Source organism: Undibacterium sp. WLHG33 (genome assembly GCF_049544815.1).
In the GTDB taxonomy this organism is placed as follows: Bacteria; Pseudomonadota; Gammaproteobacteria; order Burkholderiales; family Burkholderiaceae_D; genus Undibacterium.
This window is the reverse complement of the sequence record NZ_CP186697.1, coordinates 1,335,872-1,354,758: the sequence shown is the minus strand read 5'-3', so window position 1 is coordinate 1,354,758 and position 18,887 is coordinate 1,335,872. Positions and strand designations below refer to the sequence as shown.

The window sequence follows — 18,887 nt, the reverse complement described above, 5'->3', positions numbered from 1 at the left end:
CAAAAACTAACAAGGGGGCGAAAGCCCCCCTTTCCTTTACTCAACGCCAGATCATCCGACCCATTTTCTTGCGTTACGGAACATGCGCATCCATGGTGAGTCATCGTTCCAGTCATCAGGATGCCAGGAATGAATCGTTGTACGGAACACGCGTTCAGCGTGCGGCATCATTACTGTGAAGCGACCATCCAGATTCGTCACAGCAGTAATCCCCTGTGGTGAACCATTCGGATTATACGGATAACTTTCAGTAGCTTCGCCTTTGTTGTTAATGAATCGCATTGCCACTTGAGCCTTTGCAATATCACCGGTAGTCGAAAAGTCAGCAAAGCCTTCACCGTGAGCAACGGCAATCGGGGTTTGCGTACCCGCCATGTCACTGAAAAAGACTGAAGCAGAATCCGTCACCTCGACCATAGAAAAACGTGCTTCAAATTGCTCAGATTTGTTCTTGGTAAATTTCGGCCAGGCTTCCGCTCCGGGGATAATTGATTTCAGATTACTCATCATCTGGCAACCATTACAAATACCCAGACCAAATGTGTCAAGTCTGTGGAAGAACTCTGAGAATTGCTGAGACAACATCGCGTTAAACAAGATAGTTTTTGCCCATCCTTCTCCAGCTCCCAATACGTCGCCGTAGGAGAAACCACCGACAGCAATCAAGCCTTTAAAATTATTGAGACTGGTACGACCAGCAATCAGATCGCTCATGTGCACATCAACTGACTCGAAGCCTGCCTTGTGCATGACATAAGCGGTTTCGATATGAGAATTCACACCCTGCTCGCGCAGGATCGCCACTCTGGGACGAACACCGGTGGCAATGTACGGCGCAGCAACGTCATCATTGATGTCGAATGTCAACTTAGGCTGCATGCCCGGATCTTGCACGTCACTGATACGAGCGTATTCAGCGTCAGCACAAGCCGGATTATCGCGCAGACGCGCTATCTGCCAGCTGGTTTTACTCCATGTCTGATGAAGTTCAGATCTGCGTTTTTTGAATATCTGCTTTACGTCACGGTAAAACTCGATAGAGTCACTGGTAGTCGGCTTACCGATAATGTGGCTGCAGGCACCGAGATTGTGTGACCGCAACACATCCATAACTTCAGAGCGTTGTTCAGTACGGACCTGAATCACGGCCCCTAACTCTTCATTAAACAGTGCCCGCAATGTCAGATCGTTTCTTCTTTCGGCGACCTGCCCTGCCCAATTTTTCGCATCCCCCTGATCTGCAGCGTGTTCGGCTTCCATCACCAGGATGTCAAGATTAATGACCAACCCTGCTCTGCCAGCGAATGCCATTTCACATAAGGTCGCGAACAAACCACCGTCAGACCGATCATGATAAGCCAGCAGCTTATCTTCGCTATTTAACTGTTGAATAGCAGCGAAGAAAGCTTTGAGATCAGCCGCACTGTCAACATCAGGCCCCTCGTTGCCTATCACTTGCATCACCTGTGCAAAAGACGATGCACCAAGGCGATTTTTACCACGGCCAAGGTCGATCAGGATCAGACTCGTATCTCCCTTATCAAGGCGCAATTGCGGAGTCAGTGTCTTACGCACATCATAGACGGGAGAGAATCCAGAAATGATTAATGAAACCGGTGACATGACTGACTTATTGTTATCACCATCTTTCCATGTGGTCCGCATAGAAAGAGAATCTTTTCCGACAGGAATACTGATACCAAGCGCCGGACACAAATCCATACCGACAGCTTTCACGGTATCAAACAGGGCAGCATCCTGACCCGGCTGACCGCAAGCCGCCATCCAGTTTGCGGACAACTTAATGTCTGAAATATCTTTGATCGGCGCGGCAGCTATATTCGTAATCGCTTCACCAACGGCCATACGCCCCGAAGCAGGCGCATTGATGACTGCGAGCGGCGTGCGCTCTCCCATCGCCATTGCTTCACCCAGGAAGCCCTCGAAACTCATCGTCGTCACCGCGCAATCAGCCACAGGCACTTGCCACGGACCGACCATCTGATCACGTACGGTCGTTGCACCTACAGTCCTGTCACCAATCGTAATCAGAAACGATTTATCAGCAACTGTAGGTAAACTTAAAACGCGCTCTGCCGCGTCATCAAGACTGATCCCCGTCAGATCCAGCGGCTTATAGGATGTCTGCAGACGTTCAACATTTCTATGCATTTTGGGAGGTTTACCCAGCAACACATTCATCGGCATATCAACAGGTGTATTGTCGTGCTCCGGATCAATGACCTTCAATTGCCGTTCTTCAGTTGCCGTACCGACTACCGCGAATGGGCAGCGTTCTCTCTCACAAAAGCCCCGGAAAATATCCAGATTTTCGGGAGCAATTGCCAGCACATAACGTTCCTGGGACTCGTTGCTCCAGATTTCTTTCGGAGCCATACCGCTCTCTTCAAGATGAACTTTGCGCAGATTAAAAATTGCTCCACGCTTTGCATCGTTAGTGATTTCAGGAAACGCATTCGACAAGCCACCGGCACCGACATCATGAATCGATAAAATAGGATTTGCGTCCGCCATTTGCCAGCACGAATTGATCACTTCCTGCGCACGCCGTTCCATTTCTGGATTACCACGTTGAACCGAATCAAAATCGAGATCAGCAGTATTGGTTCCCGTAGCCATTGAGGAAGCCGCGCTACCACCCATACCAATACGCATGCCCGGACCACCGAGCTGAATCAACAAACTACCTGCCGGCAAATCATTTTTCTTGGTATGTTGCGCAGAAATATTACCAATACCACCAGCGATCATAATGGGCTTGTGATAACCATACACTGTACCATCGAGATTCTGCTCATAAGTACGGAAGTAGCCTCCTAAATTAGGACGACCAAATTCATTGTTAAATGCAGCACCACCCAACGGACCATCTATCATGATCTGCAATGGAGATGCGATGCGGTCGGGTTTCCCGTAAACAGCGTCTGTTTTTGCGCCGCCATTACAATCAGTCTCATTTTCCCAAGGCTGAGGCATTCCCGGGAGAGACAGATTAGACACGGTAAACCCAGTCAAGCCAGCCTTAGGTTTCGCGCCTCTGCCGGTTGCCCCTTCATCACGGATTTCACCACCTGCGCCGGTAGAGGCGCCAGGAAATGGTGATATTGCGGTCGGATGGTTATGCGTTTCGACCTTCATCAGAATATGGGTTAATTCCTCAGACAATTCGTAACTACCTGCCTTACTGTCACGAGGATAAAAACGTTGTATCTTAGCGCCTTCGATAATCGAAGAATTATCGCTATAGGCAACGACCGTTCCCTGCGGATGCAGTTCATGGGTGTTCTTAATCATCTGAAACAGAGACTTATCTTGCCCCGCACCGTCAATTGTCCAGTCAGCATTAAATATTTTGTGACGGCAATGCTCGCTGTTTGCCTGTGCAAACATCATTAATTCGACATCGGTAGGATTACGTTTGAGCGTATTAAATGCATCAACGAGATAATCGATTTCGTCATCAGATAAAGCGAGTCCGAGCTCCGTGTTAGCAGTCAGCAAGGCATTTTTACCACCGACCAGAATATCAACAAACTCCAGCGGTTTGGCTTCCAACTCAGAGAACAGTGCTTCAGCGTCATTGAGACTCGTCAACACCATTTCCGTCATACGGTCATGTAGTAAAGCAGCAATCGCCTCCCGCGAGGACTGTTTCACCTCTTTGGCTCCCCCAAAAAAGCCAGTTTTTACTTGTACAAAATAACTGATACCCCGCTCAATACGATGCACCTGATGCATACCACAATTGTGTGCAATATCAGTTGCTTTACTTGCCCACGGAGAAATCGTGCCAATGCGAGGAATAACGATGAAAGTTTCACCCTCCTGAGATCCATTAAAACGATCGCCATAAACTAATAAGGCTTCAAGACGTTCAATATCATTTTTTTGCAATTCAACGCTGACATCAACAAAATGCTGGTACCTTGCAGTGACGCCGATAATATTTGCATCGACTTCCTGCAAACGATTCAGAAGATTGGATGTACGGAAAGCAGACAGGGCATTGGAGCCTGGCAATATCAACATGGCTAGAGGAGTAGTTGAGGCAATAGCAGGAGACAGTTTTTCTCTAACTATCGCTGGTTGGATGAGAAAACCGTGATTATACCTTGATGCCCTTACAGGCTCCAGAAGACATCGCTCATAAATCCAGTAAATGTCTGAATTAATTGGTAAAAATCAGAGTATTACCGGATTCTCTGGTCAGTTTGAATTCGGGAAAATATTTCTTTTGCCTGAAATCTGGCAGATCTTCTTTCAGAACCAGCAGCGCAACCTTCTGATTCTCGAGCTGAGCCTGAAACTGAACATCACTGACAACAATATTATTTTTATGTAGCTTGTTGCCCCAGAATAAATCACTGCTTCGGCTGTCAACTATTCTGACCGGCGTCTTTAAATAAAATGGCAACGATGACTGGTGCTCGAAGACCCGATATAAGACGACTTCAGAATGTGGAAAGTCTTTCCTGAGCCATGCCGCAACTTCTTTTGTAGAGACGTAATTCTTTCTAACATCAGCCACTTGCAAGATAACCGGCAAACACAGCATCGGAATTAAAATGTATAACAACAAACCCCATTTTCGTACACGATAAGAGAAAAACGTCACCAGAACTGATGCCGCTAACAAAATTTCGGCAACATAACGGGTAAAAATACCCTTAACAAACAAACCGTTCAGAGCCTCGTTTTTTACTCCCAACAACCACAGATTCAATGCTAAAAATAGGATCGATAACAGGACACCCGGCATTATCAATCCCCATTTACCGCCGAATTTCACCTCTTCCAGCATCAATGCCATTTGAATAGCCGCAAACGGCATCACGATCACCAGATAATAATTTGCTTTAGCACTGGACACCGAAAAAAATACCAACGGCATCAACCAGGCAAGACACAGGAACAAATGAATTGCCCGCTGACGTACACCATCCGCCCGCGCAAACGCTAAGACCGGAAGGAAGAATGACCACGGGAACAAAAACAGCAACACTCGCGGAATGTAATACCACCAGGCACCCGCATAGTAATCGTGCGGCTCCCGCTTACCTAAAAACCTGAGGATGTGTTCATTAATGAAGTAAAACCATGGGAAGATCGGCTCAACCATCATTGCTGCGATATACCAGGGGGCTGCGATGAGGAGAAACACCAGCAATCCACGCCAGTGAAGACATTCAAAAACACGAGACAGAAAATTTCCCGGTGACGTTGAGCTTACGGAAAGATAAGCCCCCATAACAGCAGAGAATAAAATCAGTGCAACGAATCCTTTGGCGAGCAGAGCCAGTGCCAGCATTGCCATACAAATGTAAAGGAATCGCCGTTGCTTCCTCACGCAGAACAAGTATCCCGACATCACCGCCGCAGTCAGCAAAACAGTCAGCAACATATCGAACATCAGGGTACGGGACATCGCGGTAACGCCGAGACTACTGATAAAAATAAGTGCCGCCAACCCGCCAGCGTTCTTTCTCTCTATCGTTTTTGTGAACCATAAAATCAGGCACACGCATCCAACACTCGAAAATACAGGGACCAACCTGGCAACCCATTCAGATTCGCCAAATACCGCAAAACATAGTGCCGTCAGCCAGTACAAAAGAGGAGGCTTCTCCATGTACGGCAGCCCATTCAGATGGGGGATAATCCACTGGCGCCAGTCACCGGAACGCAACATTTCACGGGGAATTTCTGCGTACAAGCCCTCGTTGTTATCCAAGATAGGATAACTACCCAGTTTAAAACTCACAAAATAACAAACAATACCCCATACCAGCCAAAGAGGTATTTCTGGAAATTGAATGTCAATATTGCGCTTCATCAGTGTTTATAACGAATCAGTAAATAAAAAAACGGCAAGCATAAGGGCTTGCCGTTTTCGCCAGTCAGTGGCGTTACGCAGCTGTCGCTACATTTTTTGCCCATACTAAAGCAGCCAGATGCGCTGTATTGACGTCCTCAGCAGAAATTTTTAATGATTCAGCCAAAGAACCAACCAACATAGTATTCAACTCACATGCTTCGGCCAACGCAAGATAAGGCCCGAAAACGCCATCTCTGGAAATCAATGCTTCAGTAACCACTTCAGGTAACTGAATCGTTGAGAGTACATCTTCCATCGGCAAGCCAAGCAGACGGTCAAGCAAAGAAAACATCCCTGCGACAAAAAGATTTTCCGCTTCAGATTTTGGCATTTTCATTTGACCAAGTAACTCGGCAAAACGACCGCGTACAATTGCGGTTTCCAGCAGAACAGGCGAATATCCGCTGGTACTCGCTGTCGCCAGCAAAACAGTCAGCCATCTGTAAAGTGGACTATAACCGAGCATCTGCACGGCATGCTTCAGGGACTGAATTTCAGTACGCAGACCAAAACCAGCAGAATTAATGTAGCGTAACAACTTGTATGCCAGAGTAGCGTCGCGTTTTACAACCAGCTCCAACTGCTGTACGTCAGCATTCTTTCTGACCATTTCCATTAACTGCAATATTGTGGTCTGCGCTGGGTTAAGGCTCTTTGGCGCAGTGCTTGGTCTCGGAATCAAATGTAATTTTCCGACAAAACTATCCAAGCCTAAAGCGGCACAGGCATCAAAATCCTGCCAGGTAGACACGTTACGTGCCACCATCTTGACCGATGATTGTTTTAATGCTGCATACATCTTTGCCTGGGATGCAAAATTAGCTGCATTTAATTGCACTTCAATATGAGACACAAATGCAAAAAATGAGCGCTCCAGAGTAGTTACTTCCGCCCCCCGGAGGCAAATACCAAAGCCTAAAGCCCTGAGCTCTTTTACCGCAGCCAATGTCGCTTCATCGGCAAAATATTTCTTATGCAAAATCAGAACGGTATTTTTTGGGGGAAATGATTTAAGTCCGTCAGCATGTAACAGCTCAGGATGCGCCTCAAGAAATACTAAACTGTCAGCCAGCAGGAAGCCATCATCATCATTCAGGTGACCTGCTACAAACTCCAGTAAATAATCGAGATTTTGGCTGTCAAACAGGGCAGCGGAATCAGCTTGCTGCCATGAAAACTGAAAACCGATAACACGTTGCTTAGGATCAAGTAATGGTTCTCTTAAGATGAAATGATCTTCAATCATATTGAATTTTATTATTTATTTAACCACAAAGACAAATCATCAAAACAGATCACACAGGACAGCTCATTCTTTGAATGATGCCGACTGACAACAACATTTTTGTCTTCAGGATTTATAAAGGTAACTTAAAAAAAGAACGTCAACAGCTTCTTTTCAAAGACATCAGACTGAGTTCAGTGGATCAGTTGCAGAACACCCATTAAGCAAGCTGCAACTGACCACCAAAAAACTAACCATGAGACCAACACCGTCCGGAAAATATTTCGGATGAGTTTTGTGACCGATAGATATCTAAACTCATACAGATCCGGAATAAGGGACTAATGGCTCAAGCCCCCTTACCCAGCTTCTCAAAGATTTTTGAAAGTTTCTCATCCAAAGTTGCAGCAGTAAATGGTTTCACGACGTAGCCATTCGCGCCAGCCTGCGCAGCAGCAATGATATTTTCTTTTTTTGCCTCAGCTGTAACCATCAAAACAGGAATTTTAGAAAGCGCGGGATCGGCACGAATGTGTTGCAACATCGTGAGACCATCCATATTAGGCATATTCCAATCAGAAATAATAAAGTCGAAGTCGCCATTTTTTAATTTCGCCAACCCCATCGCTCCGTCTTCAGCCTCATCCACATTGGAGTAGCCTAACTCTTTAAGCAAATTTCTTACTATGCGACGCATAGTAGAAAAATCGTCCACAACTAAAAATTTCAGGTTTTGATCGGCCATGAATTACTCCATTATTATTTCTTTGAATACAATTACTAATATTATCGGTCAATTTACGAACTAGAGGTGGGTTAAATTGCATTTAAGCACGAATCTTAACTCATCAAACCCTGAGTGCCCTGCTTCCATGTGTTGCCAAGTAGTGCAAGACCTTTGACGGCAACTCATTTAATGGCGCAACTTCATGGGTTGCGCCGATTGCAATTGCTTCCCGAGGCATTCCAAATACTACACAGGTTGCCTCATCTTGCGCAAAATTATAAGCACCCGCGTTTTTCATTTCCAACATGCCAGCAGCACCGTCTTTTCCCATACCAGTCAATATAACACCAACAGCATTTTTACCGGCATAAGCAGCCGCAGACCGGAACAAAACGTCGACCGATGGACGATGTCTGTTGACTGGTTCACCCGCATCCAGTTGAGTTACATAATTAGCACCACTGCGGGCAAGGAGTAAATGTGAATGCCCTGGTGCAATGTATGCATGCCCCGGTAAAACACGCTCGCCACCTACAGCCTCGGATACAGAGATTTTGCATAAGCCATCAAGTCGCTTCGCGAAAGAGCGTGTAAAACCCTCAGGCATGTGCTGAGTAATCAAAATACCAGGACAATCTGACGGCATTTGTACAAGAAAATTCTTTATCGCCTCAGTACCGCCGGTAGACGCCCCAATGATAATCAGTTTTTCACTACTGGTTAAAGGGTTTCTCACCATTGGTAAAGCTGCCGGGGAATCTTTAGTGTGGTCAATCGCCGATAATACCCGGGGGCGAATTTTTGCTTTAGATGCGATCCGAATCTTATCGGCTATCAGCTCCGCATAATCAAGCATACCACTTTGAATGGAGATTTTTGGCTTCGAGACAAAATCGACAGCCCCCAACTCTAATGCCCGCATTGTAATTTCCGATCCCCGCTCAGTGAGCGAAGAAACCATAATGACAGGCATCGGCCTTAACCGCATGAGGCGCTCAAGAAAATCCAAGCCATCCATCTTTGGCATTTCAACGTCCAGTGTCAGAACGTCTGGATTAGTCTGCTTGATCAACTCTCTGGCGACCAAAGGATCGGGTGCGACACCTACAACTTCCATATCCGGCTGGCTGCGAATAATCTCACTCATTACACTACGTATGAGCGCAGAATCATCAACAATTAATACTTTTATTTTCATCTGGAAAGATTCCATATCCACCTGAAATATAATAAATTTTCAGGTCAAAATTAAAACAAATCGACTTCCCCGCCCACAGAGGTTGTTTTTAAGCGACTTGCATAATCCTGCTCACGTTTTCTCAGCGTGTCATTGTGTTCTACTTTTAATTTTTTAACGAGAACCTTACCAGTTTTTGGAAAAAAATAGACTTTACGAGGGTATATGTCGTTAAGATCCTCGGCGACCACACGCATGCGTTCCGCTTTTAAATAATCCAAGACAAACTTCGCATTTCTCTCGCCGACATTGATAGCAGTAAAACCTCGTAAAACATTGCCACCACCAAAGACTTTCGCTTCCATGTTTTCTCGTTTAGCCCCTGCTTTAAGCAACTCATTGATCAGTACTTCCATCGCATAAGTACCGTAACGCATAGAAGCCGAGACAGGATTATCAGCGTCGCCACCGGTGTCGGGAAGCATAAAATGATTCATTCCTCCAACACCTGTCACACGGTCACGTATGCAGGCAGACACACAGGAACCAAGAACTGTCACGATCAGCATATCTTTGTTCGTGAAATAAAACTCTCCCGGTAAAATTTTTGCAGCATCACAATCAAACGTTCTGTCAAAGTAAACGTTGGTCGCAAAATGCTCTTCACTTAACTGACTCATAAGCTACCTTTGTGCAAAGGATTTGTTGCGACTCTCTGATGACCTGCATGACCAGAAGAAAGCTCGTACACAGTTTTCCCCTTCAACTTGAAATCATCCGAAACGTATAAAAAATTCTCAGAATGTCCCGCAAACAATAATGCATCCGGCTTCATCAAAGGTACAAACTTTCTGAGAATCTTCCCCTGTGTTGGCTTGTCAAAATAGATCATCACATTACGACAAAAAATAGCGTCAAACTCTCCCGACAGCGGCCAACTATCAGCAAGCAAATTAAGCTGCTTGAAAGTAATCATATCGATGAGCTCCTGCCTTACCCTGACAAGTCCATCCTGACTGCCTTTTCCTTTAAGAAAAAATTTTTTAACCCTGTCTGGAGACAATTTTTCTATTCTGTCAATGTTATATACACCCTTCGATGCTGTATTCAGAACATTGGTATCAATATCTGTCGCCACAATTTGTGCAGGAGGGCGCAAAGTACCGAATGCTTCACAAAGAGTCATGGCGATTGAATAAGGCTCTTCACCGGTAGAACTGGCAGAACACCAAATCTGGATAGGCTGCTTACGATGTTTTACGAAATCTGCAAGAATCGGAAAATGATGCTCTTCCCGAAAAAAAGATGTCAGATTCGTAGTCAGAGCGTTGGTAAAAGCCTCCCACTCAACACTATCGTGCTCCCTTTCCAGACTGTTCAGATAATCAGTGAATGAATTTATTCCGGTCGCCCGTAAACGCCTTGCGAGACGACTATAGACCATCTCCTGCTTACTGTCGGCGAGGGATATACCCGCCCGCTTGTATATCAGCTCTCGTACGCGATCAAAATCACGAGAGTTAAACTCAAACTCTTTTGAGTTTTCCGATCTTTCTTTCGCGCCAATATTTCTCATCAAAATGACTCTCAATAACTAAACTCAGAACTTATTCAGCACCAAAGAATACAAGCATCAGAATACAACACTGGTATCAGTTGAAAAATCAGAACTCTTCCCACGAATCGTCTGTTGTCGCAACTTTTTTCAGGCTAGATTCCTCCGCACTTTTCACCGAAGAACTCAGAGCAGCGGGTTTGGGCTGATTTGGCTTTGCAACTGTCTCACGGTACTGAGCAACAGGTCGGACCGCTGGCTGCAGTGAGTTCGACACTTTAAATACACTCACAGCTCTCGCCAACTCAACCGACTGTTCTTCCATACTTTCAGCCGCCGCAGCCGCCTGCTCAACCAATGCTGCATTTTGCTGAGTCATTTCATCCATCTGAGTAATTGCCTGATTGACTTGCTCAATCCCTGCACTTTGCTCCTGACTTGCAGCAGCAATTTCACTCATGATATCGGCGACATGCTGAACGCTGGTGACAATTTCATCCATCGTTTTTCCAGCCTCGTCAACCAACTTACTACCCTGCTCAACCTTATCGACTGAATCATCAATTAAGGCTTTAATTTCTTTTGCAGCACCAGCACTACGTTGAGCCAGATTTCTCACCTCTGCCGCAACAACCGCGAAGCCCCTTCCCTGTTCACCTGCCCTGGCTGCTTCAACCGCAGCATTTAACGCGAGAATATTCGTCTGAAAAGCAATGCCATCAATGACGCCAATAATATCGACAATTTTTCTCGAACTATCTTTGATCGATCCCATTGTATTCACAACCTGTCCGACGACTGCGCCACCTTTGACCGCAACACCGCTAGCAGACACAACTAATTGGTTTGCCTGACGCGCATTGTCAGCATTCTGTTTGACCGTGCTTGTCAGTTCTTCAATTGAGCTGGCCGTTTCCTCCAAAGAACTTGCCTGGGATTCAGTACGACGGGACAAGTCCGCGTTTCCGGATGCAATTTCCTGAGCAGCGAAAGTAATTGTTTCCGTGCCTTCTCTCACTTTGCCAACGGTAGTAGCCAGGTTACTGTTCATATTTTTCAAGGCCAGCAATAACGAGGAAACTTCATCATTTCCGACGACGGCAATATCGCTGCGCAAATCTCCGCTGGCAACAGTTTCTGCCAGACCAAGTGCTTCGGATAAAGGCTTTGTAATGCTGTTCGTCAGAATCCACGCAATCACAGCACCAATAAGGAGCGCAACAACCAGAATCGTATAAAGAATATAAGACAGTTTTTTAGCCGCTGAGTCTGACTTTTCAAAGGTCTGGGCAGTAGCAGCAGACTGCAGCTCAACCAGTTTGTTAATTTCAATAATTTGTTTATTACTGATTGGCTCTAATACAGTGGCAATTATCTTTATTGCGCCCTCCGCATTAAATGCCAGAGCCTGTCCGACCGCATCTTTAAAAGGACCTGCAGCCTCTTTATCCAGCTTCGCGATTTCATCAACTATCTTTTTTTCATCATCGCTCAGCCCCAACGCTGAAATTTTTTCTTTGGAATCATCGTATAACTTACGTTGCGACTTAACACGTCCTTCTTCTTTTTGCATCTCTGCGACATCCGACTGAATACCGATGTTACGCATCGCTATTCCACTTTCGTACAGAGAACTTTTCATCAGATTAGCGAGTATCTGTTTTTCCTTCGCCAATCGCAAATTCTCTAACATGTCTTTTCGATTCGACGCATTCAAGGAGTTGACCAACAACATGACAACAACGATTCCGCCAAGAATAAGAGCAAAACCCAAAGCTAAACGAGTACCAATTTTCAAATTACGTAAATTCACAACTATCTCCCCTGAGCCACAGTTATTCTGTTTTTATTGTGGTGTTAAAATAAAAATTTACTACTTACGCTAATTGGTCAACGAGTCCCATTTCCGGACTGGACATTAATTTATCGATATCAACCAAAATCAGCATGCGATCTTCTAAGGTTCCTAAGCCGATCAGAAAATCCGTGCTGAAAGTTGTACCCATTTCCGGAGCTGGTCTAATCTGACTAGGTAATAAAGTGGTGACGTCTGACACACTATCGACCACCATCCCGACAATTCTGCCTTCAATATTTAAAATGATGACGACCGTAAACTGATCGTAAGTCGGGCTTCCCAGATTAAACTTGATTCTCATATCTACAACAGGAACGATAATTCCACGCAGATTAATGACGCCCTTTAAAAACTCCGGAGCATTTGCAATCCGGGTAACAGCCTCGTATCCGCGGATTTCCTGTACTTTTAAAATATCGATACCGTATTCCTCGTTTCCCAATGTAAAAGCAAGAAATTCATTGCCCGCAACATCTGCATTTCCTTCCTGAGAGGACGATTTAGTTTCGTTGGCTGCTTGTGTCAGTTGTGACATGTTCAATCCTTTATTTACGGTTCTAAATATGACTATCTATTTGAGCGAAGTAATGCAGAAACATCCAGAATAAGAGCAACACCACCATCGCCCAAAATTGTTGCCCCAGAAATTCCCGGGACTTTTTTATAATTTGACTCAATATTTTTAACAACGACTTGTTGCTGCCCTACCAAATCATCAACAAATAAAGCGGCTTTTTTTCCATCTACCTCAACGATAACGAGAATACCTTCTGAGGGATTAAGAAATTTAGGAGTCAGATTAAAACGCTGATAAAGTGGAATCAAAGGCAAATATTCTTCTCTAACCTTAACAACGGTACCCTTACCACTAATCTCTTTCACATCCACTGCGGCAGGTTGCAAAGACTCGACTACAAAACCAAGCGGCAGAATATAAATTTCGTCGCCAAGCTTTATAGACATTCCATCCAGAATCGCCAACGTCAAAGGCAGCGAAATAGTAATCGTCGTACCCAATCCCGTTGCCGAGCGAATGTCAACGACACCACCCATCGCAGAGATGTTTCTCTTCACCACGTCCATGCCCACGCCACGCCCTGAGACATCGGTCACGATTTCTGCGGTCGAAAATCCTGGGGCAAAAATAAGCTGCCACACGTCAGAATCTGTCATCGAATCTGGTGCCGCCAAACCATTTTCACGCGCTTTCGCAAGGATCTTTTCGCGGTTCAATCCACCACCATCATCACTGACTTCTATGACGATATTTCCCCCTTGATGCACGGCAGATAGGGAGAGTTTTCCGGTTTCAGTTTTACCGTTTTGCGTTCTGATTGCAGGTATTTCTATCCCGTGATCGATACTATTGCGCACTAAATGCGTTAAAGGATCAACGATTCTTTCAATCAAACCTTTATCCAGCTCAGTCGACGCGCCATGGGTAATGAACTCGACTTTCTTACCTAGCTTGGTCGCAAGATCTCTTACCATCCGGGGAAAACGGGAAAAAACATAATCCATAGGCATCATGCGAATTGACATGACTGCTTCTTGCAGATCCCGGGTATTCCTCGTTAAATGCGCGACACTGCCTAAGATCCGTTCGTGAACAATAGGATCTAATTCTTGCGTTCTTTGCTCAAGCATTGCCTGAGTAATAACAAGCTCTCCGATCAAATTAATGAGCTGATCAACTTTTTCTATTCCGACGCGAATCGTTGAGGTCTCTTGAGCAGAGACATGCTTTTCTGCATCTTTCTTAATTATATTTTTCTTTTCAAGATGATTTACAGGCGTGGAAACACTCTCCGTTTGACTTGGAGGCGCACCTCCGTTTTCAGCCCCCTGAGCAGGCTCCTGAGGAGGAAACATAGAATCTAGAGGCTCAAAGAAACCGTACCCTAATTCATCTTCTGTCTTTGCCTGATTTTCCTCGGGGGTTTGAGTAAGAAGCGGTACTTCTGTGACGGTAAAACAATCAGGGGTCAAGATAAACAAACAGATCGACACAATGTCGTTTGCGGCTTCATTTGTACTCAGGTAAAAAATCGTTTTATCTGCTTCAGATTCAATGTTAGAAATTGATCCAAGCAACCCCAACTCAACTTCTAAAGCTTTGGCATCATTTGCATTTAAACCTGTCATTTCAATTTTGAACGCAGATTTGTGTTTGGTGCCATCGGGTGTAATCAACTGAACTGGAGGCGGAGAAACCGAAGCAGCCACAGGCACAGGGTCATTCGAAAGAGACTGCAGAAGCATCCGGACGTCAGCAACGGCATCCTGATCCACTGGAGTACCAAGCCGGTGACCATCAACCTGCATTTTCAGAATATCTTTGGCAATGAGAAATGCATCAACGTGCTCAGCAGTTAAAGCCATTTCACCTTTTCTGATTTTATCCAACAGAGACTCTAAAACATGAGTTACCTCGCTCATGTCATTGAGTCCAAAAGTAGATGCTCCACCTTTTATAGAGTGAGCTGAACGAAAAATGGCATTTAGGTCCTCGGGCTCCGGGGACTGAACATCGACGGCAAGCAGCAGCTTTTCCATTTCGGCAAGAAGTTCATCTGCCTCGTCAAAAAAGACCTGAAAAAACTGACTCATGTCAATCGTCATTATTTAACTCCGGGATATACATTAATAAACTGACGCTCAGCCTATTACTTTTTTAACGACTTCCGTGAGCTTTTGAGGGTCAAAAGGCTTCACCAACCAACCGTTTGCACCAGCTGCACGTCCTTTGGATTTCATGTCATCACTCGATTCGGTGGTCAACATCAGAATTGGCACTCTTTGATATGTAGCCAACCCCCTTAAAGATTTAATCAAAGTCAAACCATCCATTCTCGGCATATTCTGATCAGTCAAAACAAGATCTACGACTTGATTCCTAGCCTTTTCAAGACCATCTTGCCCATCAACAGCTTCAATCACCTGATACCCGGCAGCCTTTAAACTAAAAGCAACCATCTGCCTCAGTGAACCAGAGTCATCTACCGCTAAAATTGTTTTGGCCATAATTACTCCATTTTTCGTATTAAATACAACGTGTCTGAGCGCTTGCAGAGCAATTTAAAACAACTCAACATCTCCGCTTTCCAAATGTTTCTGATGAACAGCCTTTCTCAACAAATTCTGCAAATCAGCACTTTGTTTTTCCAGTCGGGTGGTGGTTTCTTTCAAAAGACAAGCGATATCCTCGCTTTCAATGTCCAGCGTGACGTCCCCCCCAAACAGCCCCAGCGTTGTCAACACCTCTCTGAGTCCCTCGCAGCGCTGCATCGTTCGGGAAAGTAACTGACTCGTCATATCCTGAAACTGCAGGCCAGTCACTGCGGCATTAACATGTGTAGCAATCTCAAGCTGAATTGCCTTCAATCTGTCGCTTGTAGCGCCAGAAATCACACCAGAATCAATGAGCTGCTGAATTTCTTCTTGCTCCTTCAGAATTGCAGCATGAAGCGCGAAAAAGCTGGCACTCAGTTTTTCAATCGCCTCTCCAAGTAAAATTGCCGTTTGAGTAAGATCGGTTTCCACTTCAGAAAGATGGGCGTTACCATGATCTGACACTCCGGCTAACAACTGCTTTACCTGAGAACTTAACAGTTTCTTTTCGGACATCTTAAGCATCCTCTCTGCATAATTTTTCAACAGCCAAGTGCAATTCAAGGTTACTTTGCAGACTTAACAGAAACTTCCGTGCCTGAATCTGGCTGACTGACCACCTCAACTGCACCTCCGTCTTGCGAAGCGGATTCTTCAGCTTTTTTATTCATCACGATAATACTAATTCTGCGATTAATCGGATTGAGCGGATCTTGCTTATCAAATAAAACAGATGAGGACAAGCCTACAACGCGCAAAACCTTAGACTCATCCATTCCGCCATAAATCAGCTCGCGGCGGGATGCATTTGCACGATCTGCAGACAACTCCCAGTTACTGTATCCCTTTTCTCCCAGCCCATAAGGAGCAGAATCAGTATGTCCGGACAAACTGATTTTATTGGGGACCTCGTTCAATGCCTTACCTATTTCATGCAGTATCTCTTTTGTGTAGGGTTGCAGTTCGGCTTTCGCCAATGCAAACATCGGGCGATTCTGCTCATCCACCATCTGAATACGCAACCCTTCAGTCGTTATATCCAGTAACAACTGCTTTTTATACATCTTCAACGTGGCGTTAGACTCGATTGCTGCTTCGATTTTTCCTTTCAAAGCTTTAAGCCTATCGGCATCAGCTTTTGCTAATGCAGCCTCAGCAGCCTGAAGGTTATACGAGCGCTTCTGGGACTCAATATCTCCCTTGCGATTCTGCCCCTCACGCAAACTAAGATCCTTCCCACCACCTTTAATTACGCTCGAACTATCACCGCTACCATCACCGCCAGCCATAGCAACTTTTAACGGTGTCTGAAAATATTCCGCGATACCTTGCAAATTTCCCTTTGCTGTAGAACCAAGGAGCCACATGAGGAGAAAAAATGCCATCATCGCTGTCACAAAATCAGCATAGGCAATTTTCCATGCACCACCGTGATGACCACCACCAGACTTTTTTATCCGCTTTACTATTATCGGCCGCAGCTCTTCATTTGCCATTGGAAAACCTTAGAATCACTATTTTGACTTCGATTGTTTTATATGCTCTTCCAACTCGCTAAAAGTTGGTCGCTCAGTTGAATATAAAACTTTGCGCCCGAACTCGACAGCTAATGCGGGAGCATAACCATTTAAACTGGCAAGCAAGGTTACTTTTATGCATTGAAATGTTTTTGATGACTCCTCCAATTGCTGCTCGAGCAAACTAGCCAAAGGTGCCACAAATCCATATGCAATCAAAATACCCAAAAAAGTACCAACCAAGGCATGGGCAATCAAAATACCAAGCTCCGCAGGAGGAATACCGACCGATTCCATTGTGTGCACTACCCCCATCACAGCAGCGACAATACCAAACGCCGGCAAACCATCTCCTAGTCTGGCAATAAAATGAAAAGGCATCGCTCCTTCGTGATGATGCGTTTCCAATTCATTATCCATAAGATTTTCAATCTGAAAGGCATCCATATTTCCTGATACCATCAGTCTTAGATAATCACAGATAAATTCCATCATATGATGATCATGGACAATAGAGGGGTATTTACTAAACAAAGGACTTTCTTCTGGTTTTTCAATATCCCCCTCAATCGACATCAACCCTTCTTTCCGCACTTTTGTCAGCACATCGAAGAGCATGGTCATCAGTTCCATATACAGGGCTTTTGAATATTTGGATCCCTTGAAAACGTTAGGCAGCGTCTTAATTGTTGCTTTTAAATTCTTAGCGTTATTTCCCACAAAAGAAGCGCCAAGAGCAGCACCACCAATCATGAGTAGCTCTAATGGCTGAAACAAAACAGCAAGATGCCCACCTGCTAGCGCATAGCCACCAAACACAGACCCTAAAATTACAATATAACCAACAATAACTAACACGGAAATTTACTCCCTGACTGGAAAATTACGCTCAAATATCTTACGTCAATCATATCAGCCCAACTGATAGGAATCATCAGAAATTGATGCAAATCTATGCGGGAATGACACTTCTTTTAAAGAATCGAATGCAAACATCACATTTGCCACACATACAACACCTCCCCATTTTCATTCATTTGAATTTCGAAACTCGGGGGCTTACCATCGACAGGAAACTCATAGCTCATAAAAATACTTCCAGGCACCATTTCATATTGCACCTTTTTCCAAATTTCCGACATCACTACAGGCGACAAATAAACAAAAACAACATCAAATTTTTCAAAATTTAAATGTTCATAACTCCCAAGTTGAAATTTGACGTTCTCACAGCCCAAGATTTTTGATCTTAAAAAGCTAAACAACCAGGGAACCGAGGAAATTTCTATGCCAGTTAACTCCCAGCCTGGCCTGCGCTCAGACAAATCGATAAGCAATCCACCAAAACCACTGCCAGCATCAAGCAAGTGCAACTTTTTCTTATCAGGGAGAATATCGAGAAGTGTTTCCGACAGAGATGGATGAGATGGAAAATATGGCACTCTTGTAGTGAAAGTAGTGCCAAAAATAAAAAAAAGAAAAAGGAATACCGCCAAGCTCAACGCAGACGAAATCTGCAGATACAACCCGAGAGCGACTCCAACGGGGAAGATGAACGCGATCGCACACCACCACCATTCAGACTTGAACAACAGAGCGATAAAAAGGGAGAGAAATGAGTGAAATGACAGAAGAAAAAGGAAGGCCCGCGAACTAAAGATATAACCAAAGTATTTTTTGGCAATAAAGGCAGAAATCAAACAAAAAGTAAGAGATACAACTTGGACTAATAGTGCCTTTAAGACTGGATATTTACCCCAGGCACTCGAAGGACTATAACTTTTGTGGCTAACATGCGATGCCTCCAAAAGCGCCTCCTTT

At 44.8% G+C, this 18,887-nt stretch carries 15 protein-coding genes; all 15 read right to left on the bottom strand.

The features are described 5' to 3' along the window. Nucleotides 1-51: 51 nt before the first annotated feature. A complete protein-coding gene (gene purL, locus ACOTSW_RS06125) occupies nt 52-4,050 on the bottom strand; it encodes a phosphoribosylformylglycinamidine synthase (protein ID WP_423681641.1) in 3,999 nt (1,332 codons plus the stop codon). Between the two features lie 139 nt (nt 4,051-4,189). Next, nucleotides 4,190-5,854: an ArnT family glycosyltransferase gene (locus ACOTSW_RS06120; RefSeq protein ID WP_423681639.1), complete on the bottom strand. Its 1,665-nt coding sequence runs from the start codon at nt 5,852-5,854 to the stop codon at nt 4,190-4,192. A gap of 73 nt (nt 5,855-5,927) precedes the next feature. After that, a complete protein-coding gene (locus ACOTSW_RS06115; RefSeq protein WP_423681637.1) occupies nt 5,928-7,142 on the bottom strand; it encodes an EAL and HDOD domain-containing protein in 1,215 nt (404 codons plus the stop codon). 328 nt (nt 7,143-7,470) lie between these two features. Then, the gene (gene cheY, locus ACOTSW_RS06110; RefSeq protein ID WP_423681635.1) at nt 7,471-7,866 is read right to left on the bottom strand and encodes a chemotaxis response regulator CheY; all 396 of its coding nucleotides are present in this window, start codon (nt 7,864-7,866) and stop codon (nt 7,471-7,473) included. 103 nt (nt 7,867-7,969) lie between these two features. Further along, the gene (locus tag ACOTSW_RS06105) at nt 7,970-9,046 is read right to left on the bottom strand and encodes a protein-glutamate methylesterase/protein-glutamine glutaminase (protein WP_423682265.1); all 1,077 of its coding nucleotides are present in this window, start codon (nt 9,044-9,046) and stop codon (nt 7,970-7,972) included. A 50-nt stretch (nt 9,047-9,096) separates the two neighbouring features. Beyond that, nucleotides 9,097-9,705: a chemoreceptor glutamine deamidase CheD gene (gene cheD, locus ACOTSW_RS06100; RefSeq protein ID WP_423681634.1), complete on the bottom strand. Its 609-nt coding sequence runs from the start codon at nt 9,703-9,705 to the stop codon at nt 9,097-9,099. Then, on the bottom strand, nt 9,702-10,601 hold the full coding sequence (locus ACOTSW_RS06095; RefSeq protein WP_423681633.1) for a CheR family methyltransferase: 900 nt from the start codon (nt 10,599-10,601) through the stop codon (nt 9,702-9,704). The genes cheD and ACOTSW_RS06095 overlap by 4 nt, the downstream gene beginning before the upstream one ends. 88 nt (nt 10,602-10,689) lie before the next feature. Further along, the gene (locus ACOTSW_RS06090) at nt 10,690-12,393 is read right to left on the bottom strand and encodes a methyl-accepting chemotaxis protein (RefSeq protein WP_423681632.1); all 1,704 of its coding nucleotides are present in this window, start codon (nt 12,391-12,393) and stop codon (nt 10,690-10,692) included. 64 nt (nt 12,394-12,457) lie between these two features. Continuing rightward, nucleotides 12,458-12,973, bottom strand: coding sequence for a chemotaxis protein CheW (locus ACOTSW_RS06085; RefSeq protein WP_423681631.1), 516 nt, complete (start codon nt 12,971-12,973; stop codon nt 12,458-12,460). Between the two features lie 32 nt (nt 12,974-13,005). Then, entirely contained in the window at nt 13,006-15,060 is a 2,055-nt protein-coding gene (cheA, locus tag ACOTSW_RS06080) for a chemotaxis protein CheA (protein ID WP_423681630.1), read from the bottom strand. A gap of 36 nt (nt 15,061-15,096) precedes the next feature. Further along, nucleotides 15,097-15,462 (bottom strand): response regulator, encoded by a 366-nt coding sequence (locus ACOTSW_RS06075; protein WP_186885547.1) that lies wholly within the window; start codon nt 15,460-15,462, stop codon nt 15,097-15,099. A 54-nt stretch (nt 15,463-15,516) separates the two neighbouring features. Beyond that, nucleotides 15,517-16,065 carry a chemotaxis protein gene (locus ACOTSW_RS06070; protein ID WP_423681629.1) on the bottom strand — a complete coding sequence of 183 codons (549 nt, stop codon included), beginning with the start codon at nt 16,063-16,065 and terminating at the stop codon, nt 15,517-15,519. A gap of 50 nt (nt 16,066-16,115) precedes the next feature. Continuing rightward, complete coding sequence (motB, locus tag ACOTSW_RS06065; protein WP_423681628.1) at nt 16,116-17,045, bottom strand: flagellar motor protein MotB; 930 nt, start codon at nt 17,043-17,045, stop codon at nt 16,116-16,118. 18 nt (nt 17,046-17,063) lie between these two features. Further along, nucleotides 17,064-17,924, bottom strand: coding sequence for a flagellar motor stator protein MotA (gene motA, locus ACOTSW_RS06060; RefSeq protein WP_186885550.1), 861 nt, complete (start codon nt 17,922-17,924; stop codon nt 17,064-17,066). A 137-nt stretch (nt 17,925-18,061) separates the two neighbouring features. Beyond that, a complete protein-coding gene (locus ACOTSW_RS06055) occupies nt 18,062-18,874 on the bottom strand; it encodes a class I SAM-dependent methyltransferase (RefSeq protein ID WP_423681627.1) in 813 nt (270 codons plus the stop codon). Between the last annotated feature and the right edge of the window lie 13 nt (nt 18,875-18,887).

Excerpts from the sequence above, each read along its gene's own strand:
- purL (WP_423681641.1), bottom strand. The coding sequence starts at position 4,050 with ATGTTGATATTGCCAGGCTCCAATGCCCTGTCTGCTTTCCGTACATCC.
- ACOTSW_RS06120 (WP_423681639.1), bottom strand. The coding sequence starts at position 5,854 with ATGAAGCGCAATATTGACATTCAATTTCCAGAAATACCTCTTTGGCTG.
- ACOTSW_RS06115 (WP_423681637.1), bottom strand. The coding sequence starts at position 7,142 with ATGATTGAAGATCATTTCATCTTAAGAGAACCATTACTTGATCCTAAG.
- cheY (WP_423681635.1), bottom strand. The coding sequence starts at position 7,866 with ATGGCCGATCAAAACCTGAAATTTTTAGTTGTGGACGATTTTTCTACT.
- ACOTSW_RS06105 (WP_423682265.1), bottom strand. The coding sequence starts at position 9,046 with ATGAAAATAAAAGTATTAATTGTTGATGATTCTGCGCTCATACGTAGT.
- cheD (WP_423681634.1), bottom strand. The coding sequence starts at position 9,705 with ATGAGTCAGTTAAGTGAAGAGCATTTTGCGACCAACGTTTACTTTGAC.
- ACOTSW_RS06095 (WP_423681633.1), bottom strand. The coding sequence starts at position 10,601 with ATGAGAAATATTGGCGCGAAAGAAAGATCGGAAAACTCAAAAGAGTTT.
- ACOTSW_RS06085 (WP_423681631.1), bottom strand. The coding sequence starts at position 12,973 with ATGTCACAACTGACACAAGCAGCCAACGAAACTAAATCGTCCTCTCAG.
- cheA (WP_423681630.1), bottom strand. The coding sequence starts at position 15,060 with ATGACGATTGACATGAGTCAGTTTTTTCAGGTCTTTTTTGACGAGGCA.
- ACOTSW_RS06075 (WP_186885547.1), bottom strand. The coding sequence starts at position 15,462 with ATGGCCAAAACAATTTTAGCGGTAGATGACTCTGGTTCACTGAGGCAG.
- ACOTSW_RS06070 (WP_423681629.1), bottom strand. The coding sequence starts at position 16,065 with ATGTCCGAAAAGAAACTGTTAAGTTCTCAGGTAAAGCAGTTGTTAGCC.
- motB (WP_423681628.1), bottom strand. The coding sequence starts at position 17,045 with ATGGCAAATGAAGAGCTGCGGCCGATAATAGTAAAGCGGATAAAAAAG.